The organism is Acidovorax soli (genome assembly GCF_900107605.1).
Lineage (GTDB): Bacteria > Pseudomonadota > Gammaproteobacteria > Burkholderiales > Burkholderiaceae_C > Acidovorax > Acidovorax soli.
Map to the genome: position 1 here is coordinate 1 of NZ_FNQJ01000050.1, position 16,895 is coordinate 16,895.

Annotated in this window: 17 protein-coding genes and 1 pseudogene; 3 read left to right on the plus strand and 15 right to left on the minus strand. The window is 62.5% G+C overall.

From position 1 onward, the window contains the following. Window positions 1–98 precede the first annotated feature (98 nt). Window positions 99–473: pseudogene (locus BLW02_RS18430) on the plus strand (ATP-binding protein); the annotation flags it as partial. A gap of 156 nt (window positions 474–629) precedes the next feature. Here the strand turns inward: BLW02_RS18430 and BLW02_RS18435 are convergent. The 15 genes from BLW02_RS18435 to BLW02_RS18505 all read right to left on the minus strand — a co-directional run bounded on the left by BLW02_RS18435 (window position 630) and on the right by BLW02_RS18505 (window position 13,712). Further along, window positions 630–1,562, minus strand: coding sequence for a CorA family divalent cation transporter (locus BLW02_RS18435; protein ID WP_042797683.1), 933 nt, complete (start codon window positions 1,560–1,562; stop codon window positions 630–632). Window positions 1,563–1,567: 5 nt separating this feature from the next. Then, the gene (locus BLW02_RS18440) at window positions 1,568–2,104 is read right to left on the minus strand and encodes an MOSC domain-containing protein (RefSeq protein ID WP_034054001.1); all 537 of its coding nucleotides are present in this window, start codon (window positions 2,102–2,104) and stop codon (window positions 1,568–1,570) included. 23 nt (window positions 2,105–2,127) lie between these two features. Further along, the gene (locus BLW02_RS18445; protein ID WP_008647292.1) at window positions 2,128–2,574 is read right to left on the minus strand and encodes a hypothetical protein; all 447 of its coding nucleotides are present in this window, start codon (window positions 2,572–2,574) and stop codon (window positions 2,128–2,130) included. A 13-nt stretch (window positions 2,575–2,587) separates the two neighbouring features. Then, window positions 2,588–3,565, minus strand: coding sequence for an L-histidine N(alpha)-methyltransferase (egtD, locus tag BLW02_RS18450; protein ID WP_034053995.1), 978 nt, complete (start codon window positions 3,563–3,565; stop codon window positions 2,588–2,590). Continuing rightward, complete coding sequence (gene egtB, locus BLW02_RS18455; protein WP_208859758.1) at window positions 3,562–4,770, minus strand: ergothioneine biosynthesis protein EgtB; 1,209 nt, start codon at window positions 4,768–4,770, stop codon at window positions 3,562–3,564. Before egtB ends, egtD begins: the two co-directional genes overlap by 4 nt. 21 nt (window positions 4,771–4,791) lie before the next feature. Then, entirely contained in the window at window positions 4,792–5,553 is a 762-nt protein-coding gene (locus BLW02_RS18460; protein WP_042797684.1) for an FAD-binding oxidoreductase, read from the minus strand. Continuing rightward, on the minus strand, window positions 5,546–6,154 hold the full coding sequence (locus BLW02_RS18465; protein WP_008647302.1) for a sulfite oxidase-like oxidoreductase: 609 nt from the start codon (window positions 6,152–6,154) through the stop codon (window positions 5,546–5,548). Before BLW02_RS18465 ends, BLW02_RS18460 begins: the two co-directional genes overlap by 8 nt. 17 nt (window positions 6,155–6,171) lie before the next feature. Beyond that, on the minus strand, window positions 6,172–7,581 hold the full coding sequence (locus tag BLW02_RS18470; RefSeq protein WP_034053982.1) for a mercuric reductase: 1,410 nt from the start codon (window positions 7,579–7,581) through the stop codon (window positions 6,172–6,174). Next, window positions 7,578–7,859 carry a DUF427 domain-containing protein gene (locus BLW02_RS18475; protein WP_034053981.1) on the minus strand — a complete coding sequence of 94 codons (282 nt, stop codon included), beginning with the start codon at window positions 7,857–7,859 and terminating at the stop codon, window positions 7,578–7,580. The genes BLW02_RS18470 and BLW02_RS18475 overlap by 4 nt, the downstream gene beginning before the upstream one ends. A 32-nt stretch (window positions 7,860–7,891) precedes the next feature. Beyond that, the gene (locus tag BLW02_RS18480) at window positions 7,892–9,112 is read right to left on the minus strand and encodes a bifunctional alpha/beta hydrolase/OsmC family protein (RefSeq protein ID WP_008647313.1); all 1,221 of its coding nucleotides are present in this window, start codon (window positions 9,110–9,112) and stop codon (window positions 7,892–7,894) included. Next, window positions 9,109–9,549 carry a peptide-methionine (R)-S-oxide reductase MsrB gene (gene msrB / locus BLW02_RS18485; RefSeq protein ID WP_034054008.1) on the minus strand — a complete coding sequence of 147 codons (441 nt, stop codon included), beginning with the start codon at window positions 9,547–9,549 and terminating at the stop codon, window positions 9,109–9,111. Before msrB ends, BLW02_RS18480 begins: the two co-directional genes overlap by 4 nt. Window positions 9,550–10,116: 567 nt before the next feature. After that, window positions 10,117–11,649, minus strand: coding sequence for a protein adenylyltransferase SelO (locus tag BLW02_RS18490; protein ID WP_074423286.1), 1,533 nt, complete (start codon window positions 11,647–11,649; stop codon window positions 10,117–10,119). 4 nt (window positions 11,650–11,653) lie between these two features. Next, the gene (locus BLW02_RS18495) at window positions 11,654–12,142 is read right to left on the minus strand and encodes a peroxiredoxin family protein (RefSeq protein ID WP_034053978.1); all 489 of its coding nucleotides are present in this window, start codon (window positions 12,140–12,142) and stop codon (window positions 11,654–11,656) included. Window positions 12,143–12,227: 85 nt separating this feature from the next. Next, entirely contained in the window at window positions 12,228–12,737 is a 510-nt protein-coding gene (gene msrA / locus BLW02_RS18500) for a peptide-methionine (S)-S-oxide reductase MsrA (RefSeq protein WP_008652077.1), read from the minus strand. A gap of 123 nt (window positions 12,738–12,860) precedes the next feature. Beyond that, window positions 12,861–13,712 carry an AraC family transcriptional regulator gene (locus tag BLW02_RS18505; RefSeq protein WP_052157284.1) on the minus strand — a complete coding sequence of 284 codons (852 nt, stop codon included), beginning with the start codon at window positions 13,710–13,712 and terminating at the stop codon, window positions 12,861–12,863. A gap of 69 nt (window positions 13,713–13,781) precedes the next feature. Here BLW02_RS18505 and BLW02_RS18510 point away from each other — a divergent pair, with 69 nt between their 5' ends. Next, window positions 13,782–15,641: a glutamine--tRNA ligase/YqeY domain fusion protein gene (locus BLW02_RS18510; RefSeq protein WP_244273759.1), complete on the plus strand. Its 1,860-nt coding sequence runs from the start codon at window positions 13,782–13,784 to the stop codon at window positions 15,639–15,641. Window positions 15,642–16,126: 485 nt separating this feature from the next. Beyond that, window positions 16,127–16,831: an isocitrate lyase/PEP mutase family protein gene (locus BLW02_RS18515; protein ID WP_079385910.1), complete on the plus strand. Its 705-nt coding sequence runs from the start codon at window positions 16,127–16,129 to the stop codon at window positions 16,829–16,831. Window positions 16,832–16,895: the final 64 nt, after the last annotated feature.

A 16,895-nucleotide genomic window follows, 5' to 3' on the forward strand; every position in this document is an offset into this window, starting at 1 on the left:
GAAAGTCAATGAAATCAACGATCTACCAACACCACCTCCGCGCCAGTGCTAGCTTTTCGTACCGTCACTTATTGCACTGAAAACGAGGAGACCCCAACAAGTCCGGGCAGTTGGCACACCGGCTGATGTACGTCGATCTGGTGATCCTGGATGAACTGGGCTACCTGCCGTTCACGCAGTCGGGCGGTGCGATGCTGTTCCACCTGCTCTCCAAGCTCTACGAGCGAACGAGCGTGGTGATCACCACCAACCTCACCTTCTCGGAATGGAGCAGCGTCTTCGGCGACGCCAAGATGACAACCGCCTTGCTCGACCGCCTCACGCACCACTGCCACATCGTGGAGACAGGCAATGAGAGCTGGCGATTCAAGCACTCCAGTGCCGCTGGCGCGGCACCGTCCAAGCCACGTGCAAAAGCTCAGAAAGGAGATCGAAAAGCAGCAGACCCGATAGACTTATCCACAACCGAGTAGCCAGAACATCCATCAACCCAGTGGCTCAGTATTCGACGTGATCACTGGCTCAGTTGTGCTGATGAATCAACAGGCACGTATCGTTTTTCCTAACAGCGCACCCGTCCTTGATGGACGGCTCCGAAGATACATCTCAAACAGTCCACAAACCGTCTACTAAAGCCATTTGAACCAGCGAAAGACCGCTACCAACCCAACACTCATTAGTAAGCAAAGACCTACCAACACCCAGAAGCCATTGGTGGCATCTGCGAACGGCAGTCCCAGAAGATTGGCGCCAAACAGGCCAGTGACAAAGTTCAAGGGCAAGAAGATTGTGGATACCACGGCAAAAACATAAGAGCTTTGATTCAGCTGTCGCTCCTGAATGCGGTTTGCCTGGTCACTGAGGATATCGATACGGTCACGCAAATTCTCCAGCGTTTCGAGCAACCGCAACAGCTGGTTCAGGTGCTCCTCCAGTCGGCCTCGGTGATTTATATTCAGCGGCGGGACGACGAGAGTTGTCAACGTTTGAAGAACGGCTCGCTGGGGGCCAAGATGACGAAGAAAGCCAGAGATCGCGGTCTGGGTATTGGCCATGCTCGGGCATGCCGCTTCCGTCTGGTGCTGAACCAGAAGGCCGCCGATCAGATCCACCCCATCCTCCAGCATCTCGACCTGCTCGGAAACTTCCGCGAGGTGCTCTTCGATGAGATCGCAAAGGAAGTCACCTGGCGTTGCAGGGCCGCGCCCCTGAGAGATGTCTTCTGCAAGTTCGAGGATGGGATCCACATCCTCCTCGCGGGTCGTGATAACCCGACGCTCATCAATCCAGATTCGCATGGACACCATGTCCTCTGGATGCCCCACTCCATCAGCTCTCAGATGCATCGCTTTGAGCAGAACCATCACACCCTGCCCGTGGACGCGCAACCGCGACCGGGTATCTTCAGAGACCATCGCTGCGGCGATCAGCTTGTCCAGGCCGGTCGCGCTCGAGAGAAAACCTTCCGTCTCGCGGTGGTGGATGCACATGTGCAACCACGACGCACCGCCGGTCATCTGGAGAAGATGGAGGAACCCAGGCGTACGCTCTGCTTCGATCATGGCTCTCAGCCCACGGTGGATTCAACGTCAAGGTTAACGGTATCTCCAACCCGTAGCACGCCACCTACGACGATCCGTGCCGTGGCGCCCCCGTGACCACGCAGCGCGGCGTAACCGCCTTCACCGAGCTCGTCCTCCATGCGTGAACAAGGAGGACATGGCCCCGTGATTTCAATGCGGACCGAACCGCCAATTCGCCAGACAAAGCGCTCTTCCCGGAAAGGTGAATGCATCGCGGCGATGTTGATCCCCGAGATCACGAGGTTGCGCCGCAAACGCTCCGGGGCAATTGGGGCTTGCCCCGTCCAGACCCCGAGCAAGCTGAGGTGCTCAGCCTGGATCAGACTCAGCTCGCGATGGCGTTGCGCATCCGACTGACGAAGCCGCAGGGAGCGGTGATCGCCAATCAGCCCGAGACCCGGTTCGGCCCTGGCCTCCTGCACGGACACAGCGTCCTTGAGGCGATCCGGGCGCAGAACGATGGCACCAAGTCGACCTGTGCCATGAAAGCGCCGGACCAAGTCGCGCAGCGTGCCGCCCATCGTTCAGACTCGAATGAGGTGCATCACAAGACTTCCTCTATGTGCAGTTCGCGTTGCCGGAAGCTGACAACATCACCGGCTCGGGCATCTGCGATCGCTGCGTAGATGGGCGCCTGGGTGGAAATTCCCATGTAGGTGTTGCCGTCGCACTGGAAGGCATCGCTAGCAACCGCAATCACGAACCAACGCCCGTCGATGCGAACCACGGCGCCTGTCTCCACCGAATCCCGGGGACCGAAATCGATCTGACGTAAGACTTCCAGGGCCTCCTGATGATCGTGAATGGGGCATTCGAACGCCTGCGCCAGAGCGGCATTGTTGACGGCCCGCGACGCCGCATCGCTTTCACTGGGTTCATCTCCGCGGCCCGCCGCACCGACCAGGTATTGCGCATAGGTCTGTTCAGCAAACCGCAGGCGCCCTTCGGCAAGGTCCAGCATGGTCTGGCGCAGATGGGTCTTGTTGCTCATTAGGACTCCTTTTTCAGGTCGACGTTTGTTGCGTTGGGGTGAACGGTAGCCGGTGCCAGACGGTGATGGCGTACCAGCCTCGGGGGTCGGTCAGGGTGCAGGTGTTGTCAAACCCGCTTCGGCGTGCGAGGTGTTCGATTGAAGCCAGGGAGTATTTCTGGGATTGCTCTGTATAGATGGTCTCCCCGGCATGGAATACAAACCCTCGGTCAAGGGTTCTGCTGTGGACCACCTGGTCAACTTGGCTCACCAGAAAGCTTCTGGCCACGTGTTCCAGCGGACAGTAGCTGGCGTAGTGCCGAAATTTCGTCAGATCGAAGTCCATGCCCAACTCGCGATTCAACCGCGTCAGCAGATTCAAATTGAACGCAGCGGTCACGCCCTGTGAATCGTCGTATGCTGCGCGCAACATGGCCGGGTCCTTGACCAGATCCAGACCAAGCAGCACAAGGTCACCCGGGCGCAAATGCGAATGCACCCGCTGCAGCAGCTTGACGGCACCGTGTTCGTCGAGGTTGCCCAGATTGCTGCCCAGCAACATTGCAACCTGGCGTCGCCCTTCGGCAATCTGAGGCCAATGCTCGAAATAGTCTCCCAGCACCGGTTCGATGGCCATGCGGGGGAGGTACGTGTCAAAGCGGCGGCTCAGATCCGCTAGGGCGTGTGCGGACACATCCATAGGCCTGTAGATGCAATCCACTTCACGTTGCGCCAGTGCCTGGCACAGCGACAGCGTTTTGGCCCCGTCGCCGCTGCCCAGTTCAATCAGATCGATCGGGCTGCACCGAGGATCTATCCACCGGGAAAGCTCATCCGCGCGTGAGCGCAGCAGCTCGTGCTCAAGGCGTGTGAGGTAGTACTCGGGCAGCGCCATGATCTGCTGAAACAGGCGCGAGCCCTCATCGTCGTAGAACCAAGCGGATGAGAGCGCCTTCTGTGGTCGCGTCAACCCTTGCAGAACATGCTCCGTCAGTCTGTCCCGATCAGTCATGCGGACTCCCGCGAGCGAACAGGACGGATGCCCGTGAACTGCCAACGCAACGGAGCGTGAAAGAAGTTCCGGTATGTCAAACGGGCGTGGCCCGGCGATGTGGCCCAGGACGCTCCGCGCAAGACCTGCTGGTTCACCATGAACTTCCCGTTGTATTCGCCCACTGCGCCCTCGCTGCGGGCAAAACCGGGATAGGGCTGATAGGCACTGCGCGTCCATTCCCATCGACGCCCCCAGTCGAACCGGCTTGCCGCTGCTTCCCACTCGAACTCGGTGGGCAATCGCCACCCCGCCCAATCGCAGAAAGCGTGTGCCTCGTAGTAACTGACATGCGTGACTGGTGCCTGACTGGTCAGCGGCATCACCCCCTGGAGCGTGTAATGACCCCATCCGTCAGGCTGGTTAGGGTCGGGCTGCCAGTACATCGGCGCACGGAATTTAAGCGTTTGCACCCAGTCCCAGCCTTCCGCATGCCAGAGCGAATGGCGCTGATATCCTCCGTCGCGCATGAACTGAAGGTATTCATCATTGGTGACTAGCGCCACACGGATGTCTACTCCTTGAATGAGCGCCAAATGCGATGGCGACTCGTTGTCGAAGGCGAACCCTGGCCCCTGGTGGCCCATGCGAATCGTCTGCCCTTCGACGCTAAGCCAATCGTCCAGTGGTGGGCAGGTTCCATCATGTTCGGCCGTCACATCTTGGGGACCGATGCCCAGAGGGTCATACGCCGGATGCAATGGGTTGTGGCCCAGGATGTACTTGATGTCTGTGATCAGCAACTCCTGATGCTGTTGTTCATGCTGCATGCCCAGCTCTACCAAGGCCGCGACCGCGGGCTCCAGTGGTTCCTTCAGCATACGGCGCATGGACTCGTCCACATGCGCGCGATACGCCATCACCTCAGCCACCGTCGGGCGACTCAAGCTCCCTCGCTGCGGGCGTGCCAGGTGAGCGCCCTCCGATTCGTAGTAGCTGTTGAACAGGTAGCCATACAGAGGATGGAACAGTCGATAGTCCGGCTGTTGTTTCGCGAGGACAAAAGTCTCGAAGAACCACGTGGTGTGGGCCAAGTGCCACTTCGGCGGACTGACGTCGGAAACCGGTTGGGGAACATGGTCCTCGGCACTCAGAGGGGCACACAGACGTTCGCTGCGCGAACGGACAGAGACGTATCGGGTTAGGCGGATGTTTTCAGGTGTCACGGCAGATGAGAAAAAAGAGAGTCAACTTCCGAAGCGCTCGGTGCGGATGGAGACCTCGGGCACATTTAGCCCGGTGACCATATGAACGATGGACTCGACAAAGTCATTACGCCCGCAGATGAAAACCTGCGCAGATTCGGTCGCCACATCACCCAATTGCTGCAATGCCCAAGCAACATCGGCTCCATCAATGCGGCCAACGTGGTCCTGTGCGCGCGGGGCACAGGTATCCCGCGAGAGCGCCAGTCGGCTGCGAAACCGCGGCGTAAACGCTTCCCATCGCTGCAGGGTGGGCCAGAGCAACACTTCGTCAAGATGGCGTGCGGCAACCAACAGCGTTGTATGCGCTTGGCTGTATGCACCCACGCGTTGCGCTGCCATGGACAAAAGGGGAACGACGCCAGATCCTCCCCCAATCAGCAAGGCTGGTCGTGTGTTCGACTCGTCAAGCACAAAATGACCTCCAACCGGTCCGAGGACTTCAATCGTTTCGCCGTGCTGGGCCTTGTCGTGAAACCAGGTGGATACTTCGCCATCGTCCAAACGCTCAATGCCAAGCTCATAGAGCCCGGTACGTTGAGGAGGTGAGAGGAGTGAATAGCTCCGTTGTGCCTGATAGCCGTCTTCCGCTGTCAGTCGGACATCCAAATGCTGGCCCGGCCTCGGGCGAACCCATCTGTCAGGACGCAGCACCACCCGCATGACGCGTGGAGTCAGTGCCTGCAACGCATCGATGCGTGCGGTCTGCCAGCTCAGCCGGTGTTGACCAACAGCCTCATCCATAGCGCTCTTCCTTGAAAGGGTCGCCTCGCATGTGATAGCCCCGCAGTTCCCAGAACCCGGCCTCGTCGCGCTCGTTGAACTGCAGCGCATTGACCCACTTGGCCGACTTCCAGAAGTAGAGATGCGGCACCAACAGGCGTGCCGGTCCCCCGTGCTCGGGCGCGAGCGGTCGGTCGTCGTAGTGCGTTGCGATCATTGCGCGCCCTTGTGTCAGATCGGCCAACGGCACGTTGGTGGAGTAGCCGTCCTGAGAATGCGCCAACACCCAAGGCGTGGGCGCTTCCAGTCCGGCCGCCTGCAACAAGGTGTCCAACGTCACACCGCGCCAGCGGGTGTCGAATTTCGACCAGGTGGTAACGCAATGGATATCGACCACCTGCTCGGTCTGGGGCAGGGCCTGGAATTCGCTCCAGGTCCAAACGCGAACCGGCCGCACACCGACCTTCAAGGTCAAGCGCCAATCGCCAAGCGCCAAGGCTTTTGGGGTGGGGCCCGCAGTCAGCACGGGAAAACCTTCCGTCAGGGACTGTCCTGGCGGAAGTCGACCGCCGTGGTTGTGGACATCGCGATTGCGGCCGCTGAATGAGCGGTTGATGGGCATGGTGTGGGTCCTCCGGCTCACCCAGAACTTGCGGTCAAGGGCTTGCGTCGATCAATGATGGTGGGCAGGAACTCGGTGACCGTCGGGTGAACGGGCAATGCATCCCGGACCAACTTCCAGGTGCCGCCACTGGCCATCACCAGACCGATCGCCTGAATGATCTCGTCCGACTGGATCCCGAGCATGGTCGCTCCGAGGAAATGACCACTGTCCTCATCGATGAGGAGCTTGATCTTGCCCACGGTTTCGCCTTCTTCCTTCGCGCGACTGACGTCCTTCATGGCGTGAACCGCCTGGGAAATGCGTCGCCCTTCGGTCACGAGTTTTCGCGCGTCGGCCTCATAAAGACCGACGTGGGCCAGCGGAGGATCGGTAAACATGGCATAAATGCCGACGCGCGCGGCGGCGCTGCGTTGCCCTCCGGCCAGGTTCTCCGCCACGATGTCCTGATCGTGGTAGCTGGTGTGGGTAAAGGCCCCGCGCTGATTGATGTCACCCAGCGCCCAGATGCCGGGAACCGCGGTTTCGAGCCGGTCGTTGGTGACCAGGTAGCCTCGCGCACTGACCTCCAGGCCCACCGTTTCCAGGCCCAGACAGTCGGTGTTCGGTATTCGCCCGGTGGCCACCAGCAGGTGGCTGCCATCCACGCTGCGGCCACCAGCCAACTGCACCCGCACGCCAGCGTCGTTGTCCGCCTTGCCGACCCGCTCAATGCGCACGCCGGTGTTCACTTCGATGCCTTCCGCTGTCAGCATTCCGGTCACAGCGGCTGCAATGTCCTCGTCCTCGCGGGCCGTGAGGCGGGGCCCTGTTTCCAGAATGGCAACCTCACTTCCCAGCCGCCGAAAGATCTGAGCCATCTCCAGGCTGATGTATCCACCGCCGATGATCACCAGCCTGGACGGTAATTCACGCAGCGCCAACAGCCGTTCGTTGTCCAGGAACGGCAGCTCGTCCAGCCCAGGCACCGGCGGAACAAAGGGACGTGTGCCGGTGTTCAGCACCACCTTGGGCGCCACCAGCTGATGCTCGCCGGCCAGCACCACGAACTGTTCGCCTTCACGGCCCGCCAGGCGACCGCGCGCCTTGATGATGGTGAGTCCTTCCAACTGGCCCAGCCAGGCCTGCAGGCCAGAGCGAGCCTCCTCCACCCGGCGTTGCATGCGCTCCATCGCTGCCCTGAAGTTGACCTGGACCGACCCGGTTTGCACACCGAATTCGCTGGCCCGGCGCGCCATGTGAGCCACACGAGCCGACTTGCGTAGGGTCTTGGTTGGGGTGCAGCCCCGATTGACACAGGTACCACCCAGGTCACGCTCCTCGATGAGCGCCACCTTCATACCCCGGGCAACGAGTGTCGCGCCCAGAAAGGGACCGGCCTGACCGGCTCCGATCACGATCGCGTCGAACCTCTGTTCCCCGCTCATGGCCGCACCTCGACACCGCGCCAGAACGCCACCCTGCCGGTCACCGCCTCCGCACCAGCCTTGGGCGACGGGTAGTACCACGCCGCGTCAGCGTTCACGTCTTCGCCGACCACGACGTCGTAGTAGCTGGCCCGCCCCTTCCATGGACAGGTGGTGTGCGTATCGCTTGGTTTGAAATGTTCCGGGCGCAACGCGTCGTGTGGGAAATAGGCGTTGCCTTCAACTTCCACGATGTCATCGCTCTCAGCGATGGTGGTGCCTTTCCAGATGGCTCTCATGCTCCGTCTCCTTCGTTTGTGTGTGGTTGGGATCAGTCCCGAATCAGTGTGGTGGTGATCACCGGATGGTTCTCCAGCGTTCGATGCACGGGGCAACGATCGGCGATGCGCAACAGGTCCTGTCGCTGGCTTTCACTCAACGGTCCGCTCAGCAGGAGCTGCCGCGTGACGTGGTCAACCTGTCCCGAGCGATCCCCGCACTCCTGGCAATCGGTCGCGTGCGCGCGCTCATGACGCAACCTGACCTGGACATCCTTGAGCGCATAGCCTTTTCGCTTGGCGTACTGGCGCAATGTCATGGACGTGCAGGCGCCCAGCGACATCAGCAGAAGTTCATAAGGATCGGGCCCGCGTTCGCCACCACCCACTTCCTTGGGCTCATCGGCGTCGAGGTGGTGCGGACCTGCTCGCATCGATCGCCAGAAGGCGTGATCGTGCTCCCCCACCCACACCTCGCCCGCACGAAGGTCCGACGGCGCATCGTTTCGCTCGGCTCGCATCGGCAGAAACCGCGAGGCCCAGGCGCCAATCAGGTCAGCCGCATACTGCGCATCGGCCGGGCGCGTGAGCAGATGGTCCGCATCGTCCAGGCTGATGAAACTCTTAGGATGTCTGGCCGCCTTGAACAGGTCCTGTGCCTCGCCGATGTCCACCACCGCGTCACTTGGCGCGTGCATAACCAGCAAGGCCGCGCGAAGCCCCTTGACCGGGTTCTCGTGGGCTTGGGCCTGGAGCTCTTCAATGAAGGCCGGCGCGATCCTGAACGCCCGGCCGCCCAGGTCGACCTGGATCTGCCCATCCTCTTCGGACTTGGTCGGACCGAAGTGACGAAGCACATGGTCGGCCGTCGCGGGTGCGCCCAGCGTGCAAACCGCCCGTATGCCGTCGAGGCGGGCAGCCGCCGCGATGGCCGCCGTCCCCCCCAGGCTGTGTCCGACCAACAGTGCAGGCATGCCGATCGTGCTCTGCATCCAGTGCACCGCCGCCACAATGTCCGCCACGCTGGACGAAAAGCCACCGCGCCCGAAGTCGCCTTCGCTCTCGCCCAGACCGGTGAAATCAAAGCGCAGCGTGGCGATGCCCTGCTGAGCCAGCGCCCGGCTGATGCGGGTCGCGGCGAGAGAGTTCTTTCCGCAGGTAAAGCAGTGGGCAAACACCGCCAGGGCTTGTAACGGTGCATGGTCCGGGCGTTCCAAGACACCCACCAGCAGACCCTGGCTGCTGCCAGCGAAGCCTACCTTTTCGCTGCTCATGCTTTCTCCAGTGCCAGGGCGTTGATGCAGTAGCGCAGACCGCTGGGCTTGGGTCCGTCGGGAAACACGTGACCCAGGTGGGCGTCGCAGACGTTGCACGTCGTCTCCACCCGCACCATGCCGTGGCTGTTGTCTCCGTGATAGCCCACCAGACCCGGGGCAATGGCCTGCGTGAAGCTGGGCCAGCCGCTGCGGCTGTCATATTTGGTCGACGCATCGAATAGTTCAGTGCCGCAGCACACGCACCGGTAGATCCCGGGCGAAAACAGCGTACACATCGAGGAGCTGTGCGCCCGTTCGGTGCCCTTGAGCCGCGTGATTCGGAACTGCTCGGGCGTCAGCTGTTGGGCCCACTCGGCTTCGCTGCGCTCAACTCGGCGCGGTGGCGTCGGGTTGCCCGTTTCCACCAGTTGAATCACTCCTTTCCAAGTCAACATGTCGGGCCCAGGCTCCGGTGCCGCCGGTTCGTTTTCCAGCCGCTTGAGAAAGGTGACGAGCTTGTCGGCGTCGATTCGGAAATGGTTGTAGACCACTCTGCCATCGGGATCGATCAGGATGAACCAGGGTGTGCCGCCGTTGCGGTAGCGGCGCATCAGCTCCGAACCCGCGCCGTCCTGTTCGTCACCGGCGTCGTGCCCGAAGGGAATGCCCAGCGCGTAGCGGGAGTGATTGGCCAGCATGCGCTCCCAGGTGTTCGAACCGAAGTCCTCGAACACGGTCTGGACTGCGGCGAACCCGACGAAGTCGCTCCCCCGAAACGCGTCGACCACCCGGGCAAGCGCCGGAAAGCCGGTCGCATGGCACCCCGGGCAGGCGTCCTGAAAACAGAAGATGAGCTTGAACCGGCCGGGCATGCGGTCCAGGTCGAAGTGTTCCAGCGCCTGGCCCGACGCGTCCACCCACCGGGTCACACCCAGGGGAGCGGCCGCTTCGCCAAGGACACCGGGTTCCTGTTTCGTTGTGGTCATGCGAAGTCTCCTTTCAGAAATCGTTGGGTACCCCAATCAGGTGCCGCAGAAGGTGCGGTGGGCTGCGGCCACTTCGGGCGAGGCCGGCAGCGTGAATGGCCGCGCGGACTCCACCGTCTCGTACGGCCGCCCCAGCACCGCCAGCAGGCGCTCGAACGGACCGAGGTCGGCCTCGTCCACGGCACTCGACAGCGCCGCCTCCACCTGGTGATTGCGCGGGATCACGAAGGGATTGACCGACCACGCCGTTGCGGCGCAGTCCTGCAAGGTCCTTCCCTCCCGGGCCATGCGCTGGCGCCAGCGCGCCAGCCAGTCCGAGAGCGCCGGGCGCTCCCGTCCGAACAGGTCGTGCAGTGCGGCATCCGGCCCCGTGATGGCGTCGGACAGGAGGCGGAACGCCAGCGTGAAGTCCACCTTTTCCCGCTGCAGCAGCTGCAGGAAGTCGTCCGCCAGGGCGCGGTCGTCCGGCTCTTCAGCGGCCAAGCCCAGCTTGGCGCGCAGCTGCCCGGTCCAATGCCGGTCAAAGCGCACGGCAAACCCGGCCACCACCTGTTCCACCCGTTCCACGACGTCGATATCGCGGGCGTCCAGAACCGGCAGCAACGCTTCGGCCAGACGGGCCAGGTTCCATTGCGCCATGGCCGGCTGCTGGCCGTAGGCATATCGCCCCTGACGGTCGATCGAGCTGAACACCGTGGCCGGATCGAAACCCTCCATGAACGCACACGGACCATAGTCGATGGTCTCGCCCGAAATGCTCATGTTGTCGGTGTTCATCACCCCGTGGATGAAGCCCACGCCCATCCAGCGTGCAATCAGCTGCGCCTGCCGCTCACAGACGGCCTCCAGCATCGGAATGGGCTTGTCGGAAAGCTTGGCGAGGGCGGGGTCATGCCGCGCCACGGCATAGTCGAGCAGCCGCCGAAGCATCACCTCCTCCTCCCGCGCCGCGAAGAACTCAAAAGTGCCCACCCGCAAGTGGCTGGCCGCCACGCGCACCAAGATCGCCCCGGGGGGCGAGCCCTCGCGGTTCACCCGCTCACCGGTCCGGATCACCGCCAGCGCACGCGTCGTGGGAATGCCCAACGCGTGCATGGCCTCGCCCATGAGGTACTCGCGCAGCGCCGGGCCCAGTGCCGCCTTGCCATCGCCACGGCGCGAAAACGGCGTACGGCCCGACCCCTTGAGGGCCAGGTCCCGACGCTGTCCTGCCGTGTCGATGAGTTCCCCGAGCAGCAAGGCGCGGCCATCCCCCAAGTGTGGCGAGAACTGGCCGAACTGGTGTCCCGCGTAGGCCTGCGCCAGCGGCGCCGCCTCAGCCGGCATTTCCACGCCGGACAGCCACGCCAGACCGGTCGCAGACTTCAGCGTCGCCGGCTCCAGCCCCAGCTCCAGCGCCAGGGCGTCGTTGAACTGCACCCAGGCCGGGGCCGGGGACGGCTCGGGCTTCCAAGGCACATAGAACCCCTGCATGTCCCGGAAGAAGCTGTTGTCAAACGGCAGCCGAAACGCCGGGCCCGTCCCCGGCGTCTTCGGCTCCGACACGGCCTTTGGTGTGGACGCACGCATGACTTCAGGCCGCCTTGAGACCATCGTTCGAAGCGCCGAACGCCCCGATCAGCTGCCGCTCGTCGAGCTCGAAGTCGCTGTAGAGCACCTCGTCCAGCGGATCGATCACCAAAAACCACGGCGTGCCGCGCGTCCCGTAGTCCGCCATGAGCGACGACGCGCGTCCGATCGCAGGGTCGTGTCCGAACGGAATGTTCAAGCCGTAGCGCAACTGCGTCTCGCGCAGGCGCTCGAAGGTGTTGGACTCGGCGCCCTCGAACACGGTCTGCACCGCGGCAAACGCGAAGCCGCGATCGCCCAACGCCTTGATCAGCTTCTGCAGGGTCGGAAAGCCATGGCTGTGGCAGCCCGGACACCAGTGCTGGAAGCAGAAGATCACTTTGAACCCGTCGCCCAGATCGGACAGCTTCAGCGGTGCCATGCTGCGCCCTTCGCCGTCGATCCACCACGGCACCCGCAGCTCGGGCGCCTGTTGAATGCACCGGGATTGCATCACCATCTCCTCAGGAAAAAAACAGACACACCGGGTCGGCCCGCCCACTGGCGCGCCGACCCCCACCGTTCTTGAGCGTTGGCCGTCAGCCGATCTCGCGTCGCGGCAGCTTCCAGCCCGCACGGGGGTAGTGGCAGGTGTAGCCGTTGGGGTGCTTGACCAGGTAGTCCTGATGCTCGGGCTCGGCCTCCCAGAACGGCCCCGCGGGCGCGAGCTCGGTGACCACCTTGCCCGGCCACAAACCCGAGGCATTCACATCGGCAATGGTCTGCTGCGCCGTGGCCAGCTGCTCGTCCGAGGTGTAGAAAATGGCCGACCGGTAGGAACTGCCGCGGTCATTGCCCTGGCGCCCCGGGGTGCTCGGATCGTGGATCTGGAAGAAGAACTCCAGCAGGTCGCGAAAGCTCGTCTGCGTGGGGTCGAACTCCACCTCCAACGCCTCGGCGTGGGTGCCGTGGTTGCGGTAGGTGGCGTTGGGCACATCGCCGCCGCTGTAGCCCACACGGGTGCGCAACACGCCAGGCAGCTTGCGCACCAGGTCCTGCATGCCCCAGAAACAACCGCCGGCCAGGACTGCTTTTTCGCTCGGGTTCATCGTGATCTCCTTCAAAGTTCTGCCTCAAGGCATTGAACCTGAAGTCGGGTCCGTTCGTCAAGCACAACGGCATTCGGCGTCCGCATCACGCCACCGATCGTCCAGAACCAGGGCGCGATGGACCTACGGCTGACTCAGATGCTCCATCTGCCAAGCGCTGGGCGATTGCCCCGAGGCCCGTTGAAACGCTCGCGCGAATGCGGTGGCATTACCGTAGCCCACCTGAGAGGCCACCGCCTTCACTGCCTGCCCTTGCGCGAGTAGGTTGCGGGCAACCGCCATGCGCCAGTGGGTCAAGTAGGTCAACGGCGGTATGCCCACCACCTGGACAAAGCGCAGGGCAAAGGCAGACCGGGACAGGTGCGCCAGCTCCGCCATGCTGTCAAGCGTCCAGTCGTGCTCTGGCGATTCGTGCAGCATGGACAGCACCACACCCAGACGGCTGTCGACCATGGCCTCCAGCACACCGCCGGACAGCAGTTGCCGATCAATCAGGTGACGCACAAGCACCACGAAGGTGTATTGCAGCAGGCGGTCGATCGCTGCCCGATAACCAAAAGCACGTGCCTCGGCCTCCTCGAACAGCAGCTCTACCGGTCGCTGCAGCGATGACGTGGCGGTCAAGTCAATCACCGTGACGTCCGGCAAGATCATGTCCAGCGGCGGCGCCAATTCACTGAGGGTGGCGCACATCAGGTCCACCCCCTGCGGCCCTGAGCCCTGAACCCAGTGCTCCAACGCGCGGGGAAGCAACAGCACGCTGGGCGCCCGCACGTTCAGCGGCGCAAAGCCCTTGCGCGTCAGTTGCAGCTCGCCGCGACTCAGCAGGTGCATCGTCCCCTGCTTGAGGCCGTCAGCCTCGGATCCCTGCGTCAGGGTACAGAGATTTCCCGAGAAAAACATGCGCGCCGTGGGGGTGAACCGTAACAGCTGGTTCAGCAGAGAGGCGTTCGGCAAGGGAGTGCTTTGGTTCAAGCGCGTGACACCTGTTGTGGGTTAGACCTTGATTATCTTGGAGCTTCCGCCTCTCCTTAGAATGACTGCATGCCCCCCCCGTCCCTTTCGTCCAGCATCTCTCGACACCACCAAGCTCCCGCAGAAATTGAGGGCCAGGCGCTCAGGACGTCAAACTTCCTGCGCCAGGTCATTGAAAAAGACCTCGCCACCGGCACCTACGCCCAGCGCCAATGGGGCGGCGGCCCGGGTGATGCCGCCTTCCACGACGCCGGCCAGCCCGACCCGGCCAAGATCCGCACCCGCTTCCCGCCCGAACCCAACGGCTACCTGCACGTGGGCCACGCCAAGAGCATCTGCCTGAACTTCGGCCTGGCGCGCGACTACGGCGGCGTCTGCCACATGCGCTTTGACGACACCAACCCCGAGAAGGAAGAAAAGGAGTACGTGGACTCCATCCTCGACGCGGTGCAGTGGCTGGGTTTCAACTGGGAATCCAACTTCAACGGCAAGCAGGAAAGCCACCTGTACTACGCGTCGAACTACTTCGACTTCATGTACCGCGCGGCCGAATACCTTATCACCGCCGGCCACGCCTATGTGGACGAGCAGACAGCCGAAGACATGCGCATCAACCGCGGCGACTTCGGCAAGCCCGGCGTGGACAGCCCCTTCCGCAGCCGCAGCCCGGAAGAGAACCTGGCCCGCTTCCGCGAGATGCGCGACGGCAAACTGGCCGACGGCGCCGCCGTGCTGCGCGCCAAGATCGACATGGCCTCGCCCAACATCAACCTGCGCGACCCGGCCATCTACCGCATCCGCCGCGCCACGCACCACAACACGGGCGACGCCTGGTGCATCTACCCCATGTACACCTTCGCGCACCCCATCGAGGACGCGCTGGAGCAGATCACCCACAGCATCGCCACGCTGGAATTTGAAGACCAGCGCCCGTTCTACGACTGGTTGCTGGAGCGTTTGTGCGAAGGCGGCCTGCTCAAGGCCCCACCGCCGCGGCAGTACGAATTTGCGCGCCTGAACCTGACCTACGTGATCACCAGCAAGCGCAAGCTGGCGCAGCTGGTGAACGAGAAGAAAGTCAGCGGCTGGGACGACCCGCGCATGCCCACCATCGTCGGCCTGCGCCGCCGCGGCTACACGCCCGAGGCCATCCAGCTGTTTGCCGAACGCATCGGCGTGACCAAGAGCGACTCCTGGATCGACTACAGCACGCTCGACGGCTGCCTGCGCGAAGACCTGGAAAACAAGGCCCACCGCGGCATGGCCGTGCTTGACCCCGTCAAGCTGGTGCTCACCAACTGGGCCGAAGTGTTCGGCTCTGACGGCTACACCGAAGACTGCACCCAGCCCGCCCTGCCCCACAGCACCATTGCCGAAGGCCAGACGCCGCCGCCTGACCGCGTCTTCAAGATCGGCAAGGACGTGTGGATCGAACGCGAAGACTTTGAAGAAGTGCCGCCCAAGGGCTACAAGCGCCTGTTCCCAGGCAACGTGGTGCGCCTCAAAGGCGGCTACGTCATCGAATGCACGGGTTGCGCCAAAGACGCCGAAGGCAAAGTGACCGAAGTGCACGCCAAGGTCATCCCCGGCACCAAGAGCGGCCCCCCCGGCGCCGACAGCGTCAAGGCCAAAGCCGCCATCACCTGGGTGGGCAACGCCGACGGGGTGAGCGCCGAAGTGCGCCTGTACGACCGCCTGTTCACCGACCCGCAACCCGACGCGGGCGGCAAGAACTTCCTGGACGCGCTGAACCCCGACAGCCTGAAGGTGGTGACGGCGGTTGTGGAGCCTTCACTGGCTGCAGCGAAGCCAGACCAGAAATTCCAGTTTGAGCGCCACGGCTACTTCGTGGCCGACCGTGCGGACCACGGGGTGGGCGGGAAAGTGGTGTTCAACCGGGTGACGGGGTTGAAGGATCGTTGGAATTGATCGCTATTCCCACTCTGTGCTTGCTTAATGCCTCGTACAAATCGTCTTTGTTGAAGACATCGCCTTGCACCACTTCACTCTCAGAATCTGGGGGTAGCTATCTACTCCGTTTTGGCGAGTAGGTGAACAGATCCGGAACAACGCGCGGTTGACACGGCCACATAGGAGTTGCGGAGCGTTTGCCCGGTAAACCTGTCTTGAATCGTCCCGAGGAGATTCGAACGCGCTGCCTAAAGCAACCACGCAAGCAACGTGAGCCGTTTTTCGACACCGACGAATCTGTGCATGCGCTGGTTATGGTCGAAAAGTGAGGCGCTCTACCAAATCGCAAAAACGGCAGGAAGTACATGGGTGTGTGGCATACCTCCCCCGACAACAGGGCGCACGCTTTACGACAAGTTGATGCGGTGTCTGGGCGAGATTGCCCATACGCACGATACCGACTGAAGTACCCGCCACCAACTTCGGCGACTAGGATGGCCATAATGAGCCAAATCCAACGGGGTCTACGGTTCCAGCAATTGCACACTGCCGAGGCCATCTTTCTGATGCCCAACGCTTGGGACGTTGGTAGTGCGCTGATGCTCGCGTCCTGCGGCTTTCCCGCTATCGCCACTACGAGTGCAGGCGTGGCTTTCTCGCTGGGATTCCCTGATCAAGAAGCTGCTGTGAGCAGGGAGACCATGCTGGATCGCGTGGGGTCCATTGCTGCGGCAAGTCCACTTCCTGTCTCCGCCGATCTCCAGTCGGGCTACGGTGCGAGCCCTGAAGAGGTTGGAGAAACCATCGCGGCTGCGATTCGTGCTGGTGTGGTGGGCGCGAACATCGAGGACTACAGCGGCAATCCTGCGCAAGCCCTGTTCGACAGAGAGCACGCTGTCGCGCGCGTTCGGGCAGCAAGACGCGCCGCGGACGCGTCGGGAGTTCCTTTTGTTCTGACGGCCCGATCCGATGTCTACCTGACTGGTGCGAGCAATGTTTTTGCAGAGGCCGTCGAGCGATGCAATGCGTACCGAGAGGCGGGTGCGGATTGCCTCTTTGTGCCGGGGGCTTCCGACCCCAAGACCATCGAAGCGCTCGTCCGGGAGATCAATGCCCCCCTCACCGTGGTCATGGGCCTGACAGGTTCACCTCTCACCGTGCCCCAACTCGGATCTTTGGGGTCTCCTCGTTTTCAGTGCAATAAGTGACGGTACGCAAAGCTAGCACTGGCGCGGGGGTGGTCTGGGTAGACCGTTGATTTCATTGACTTTC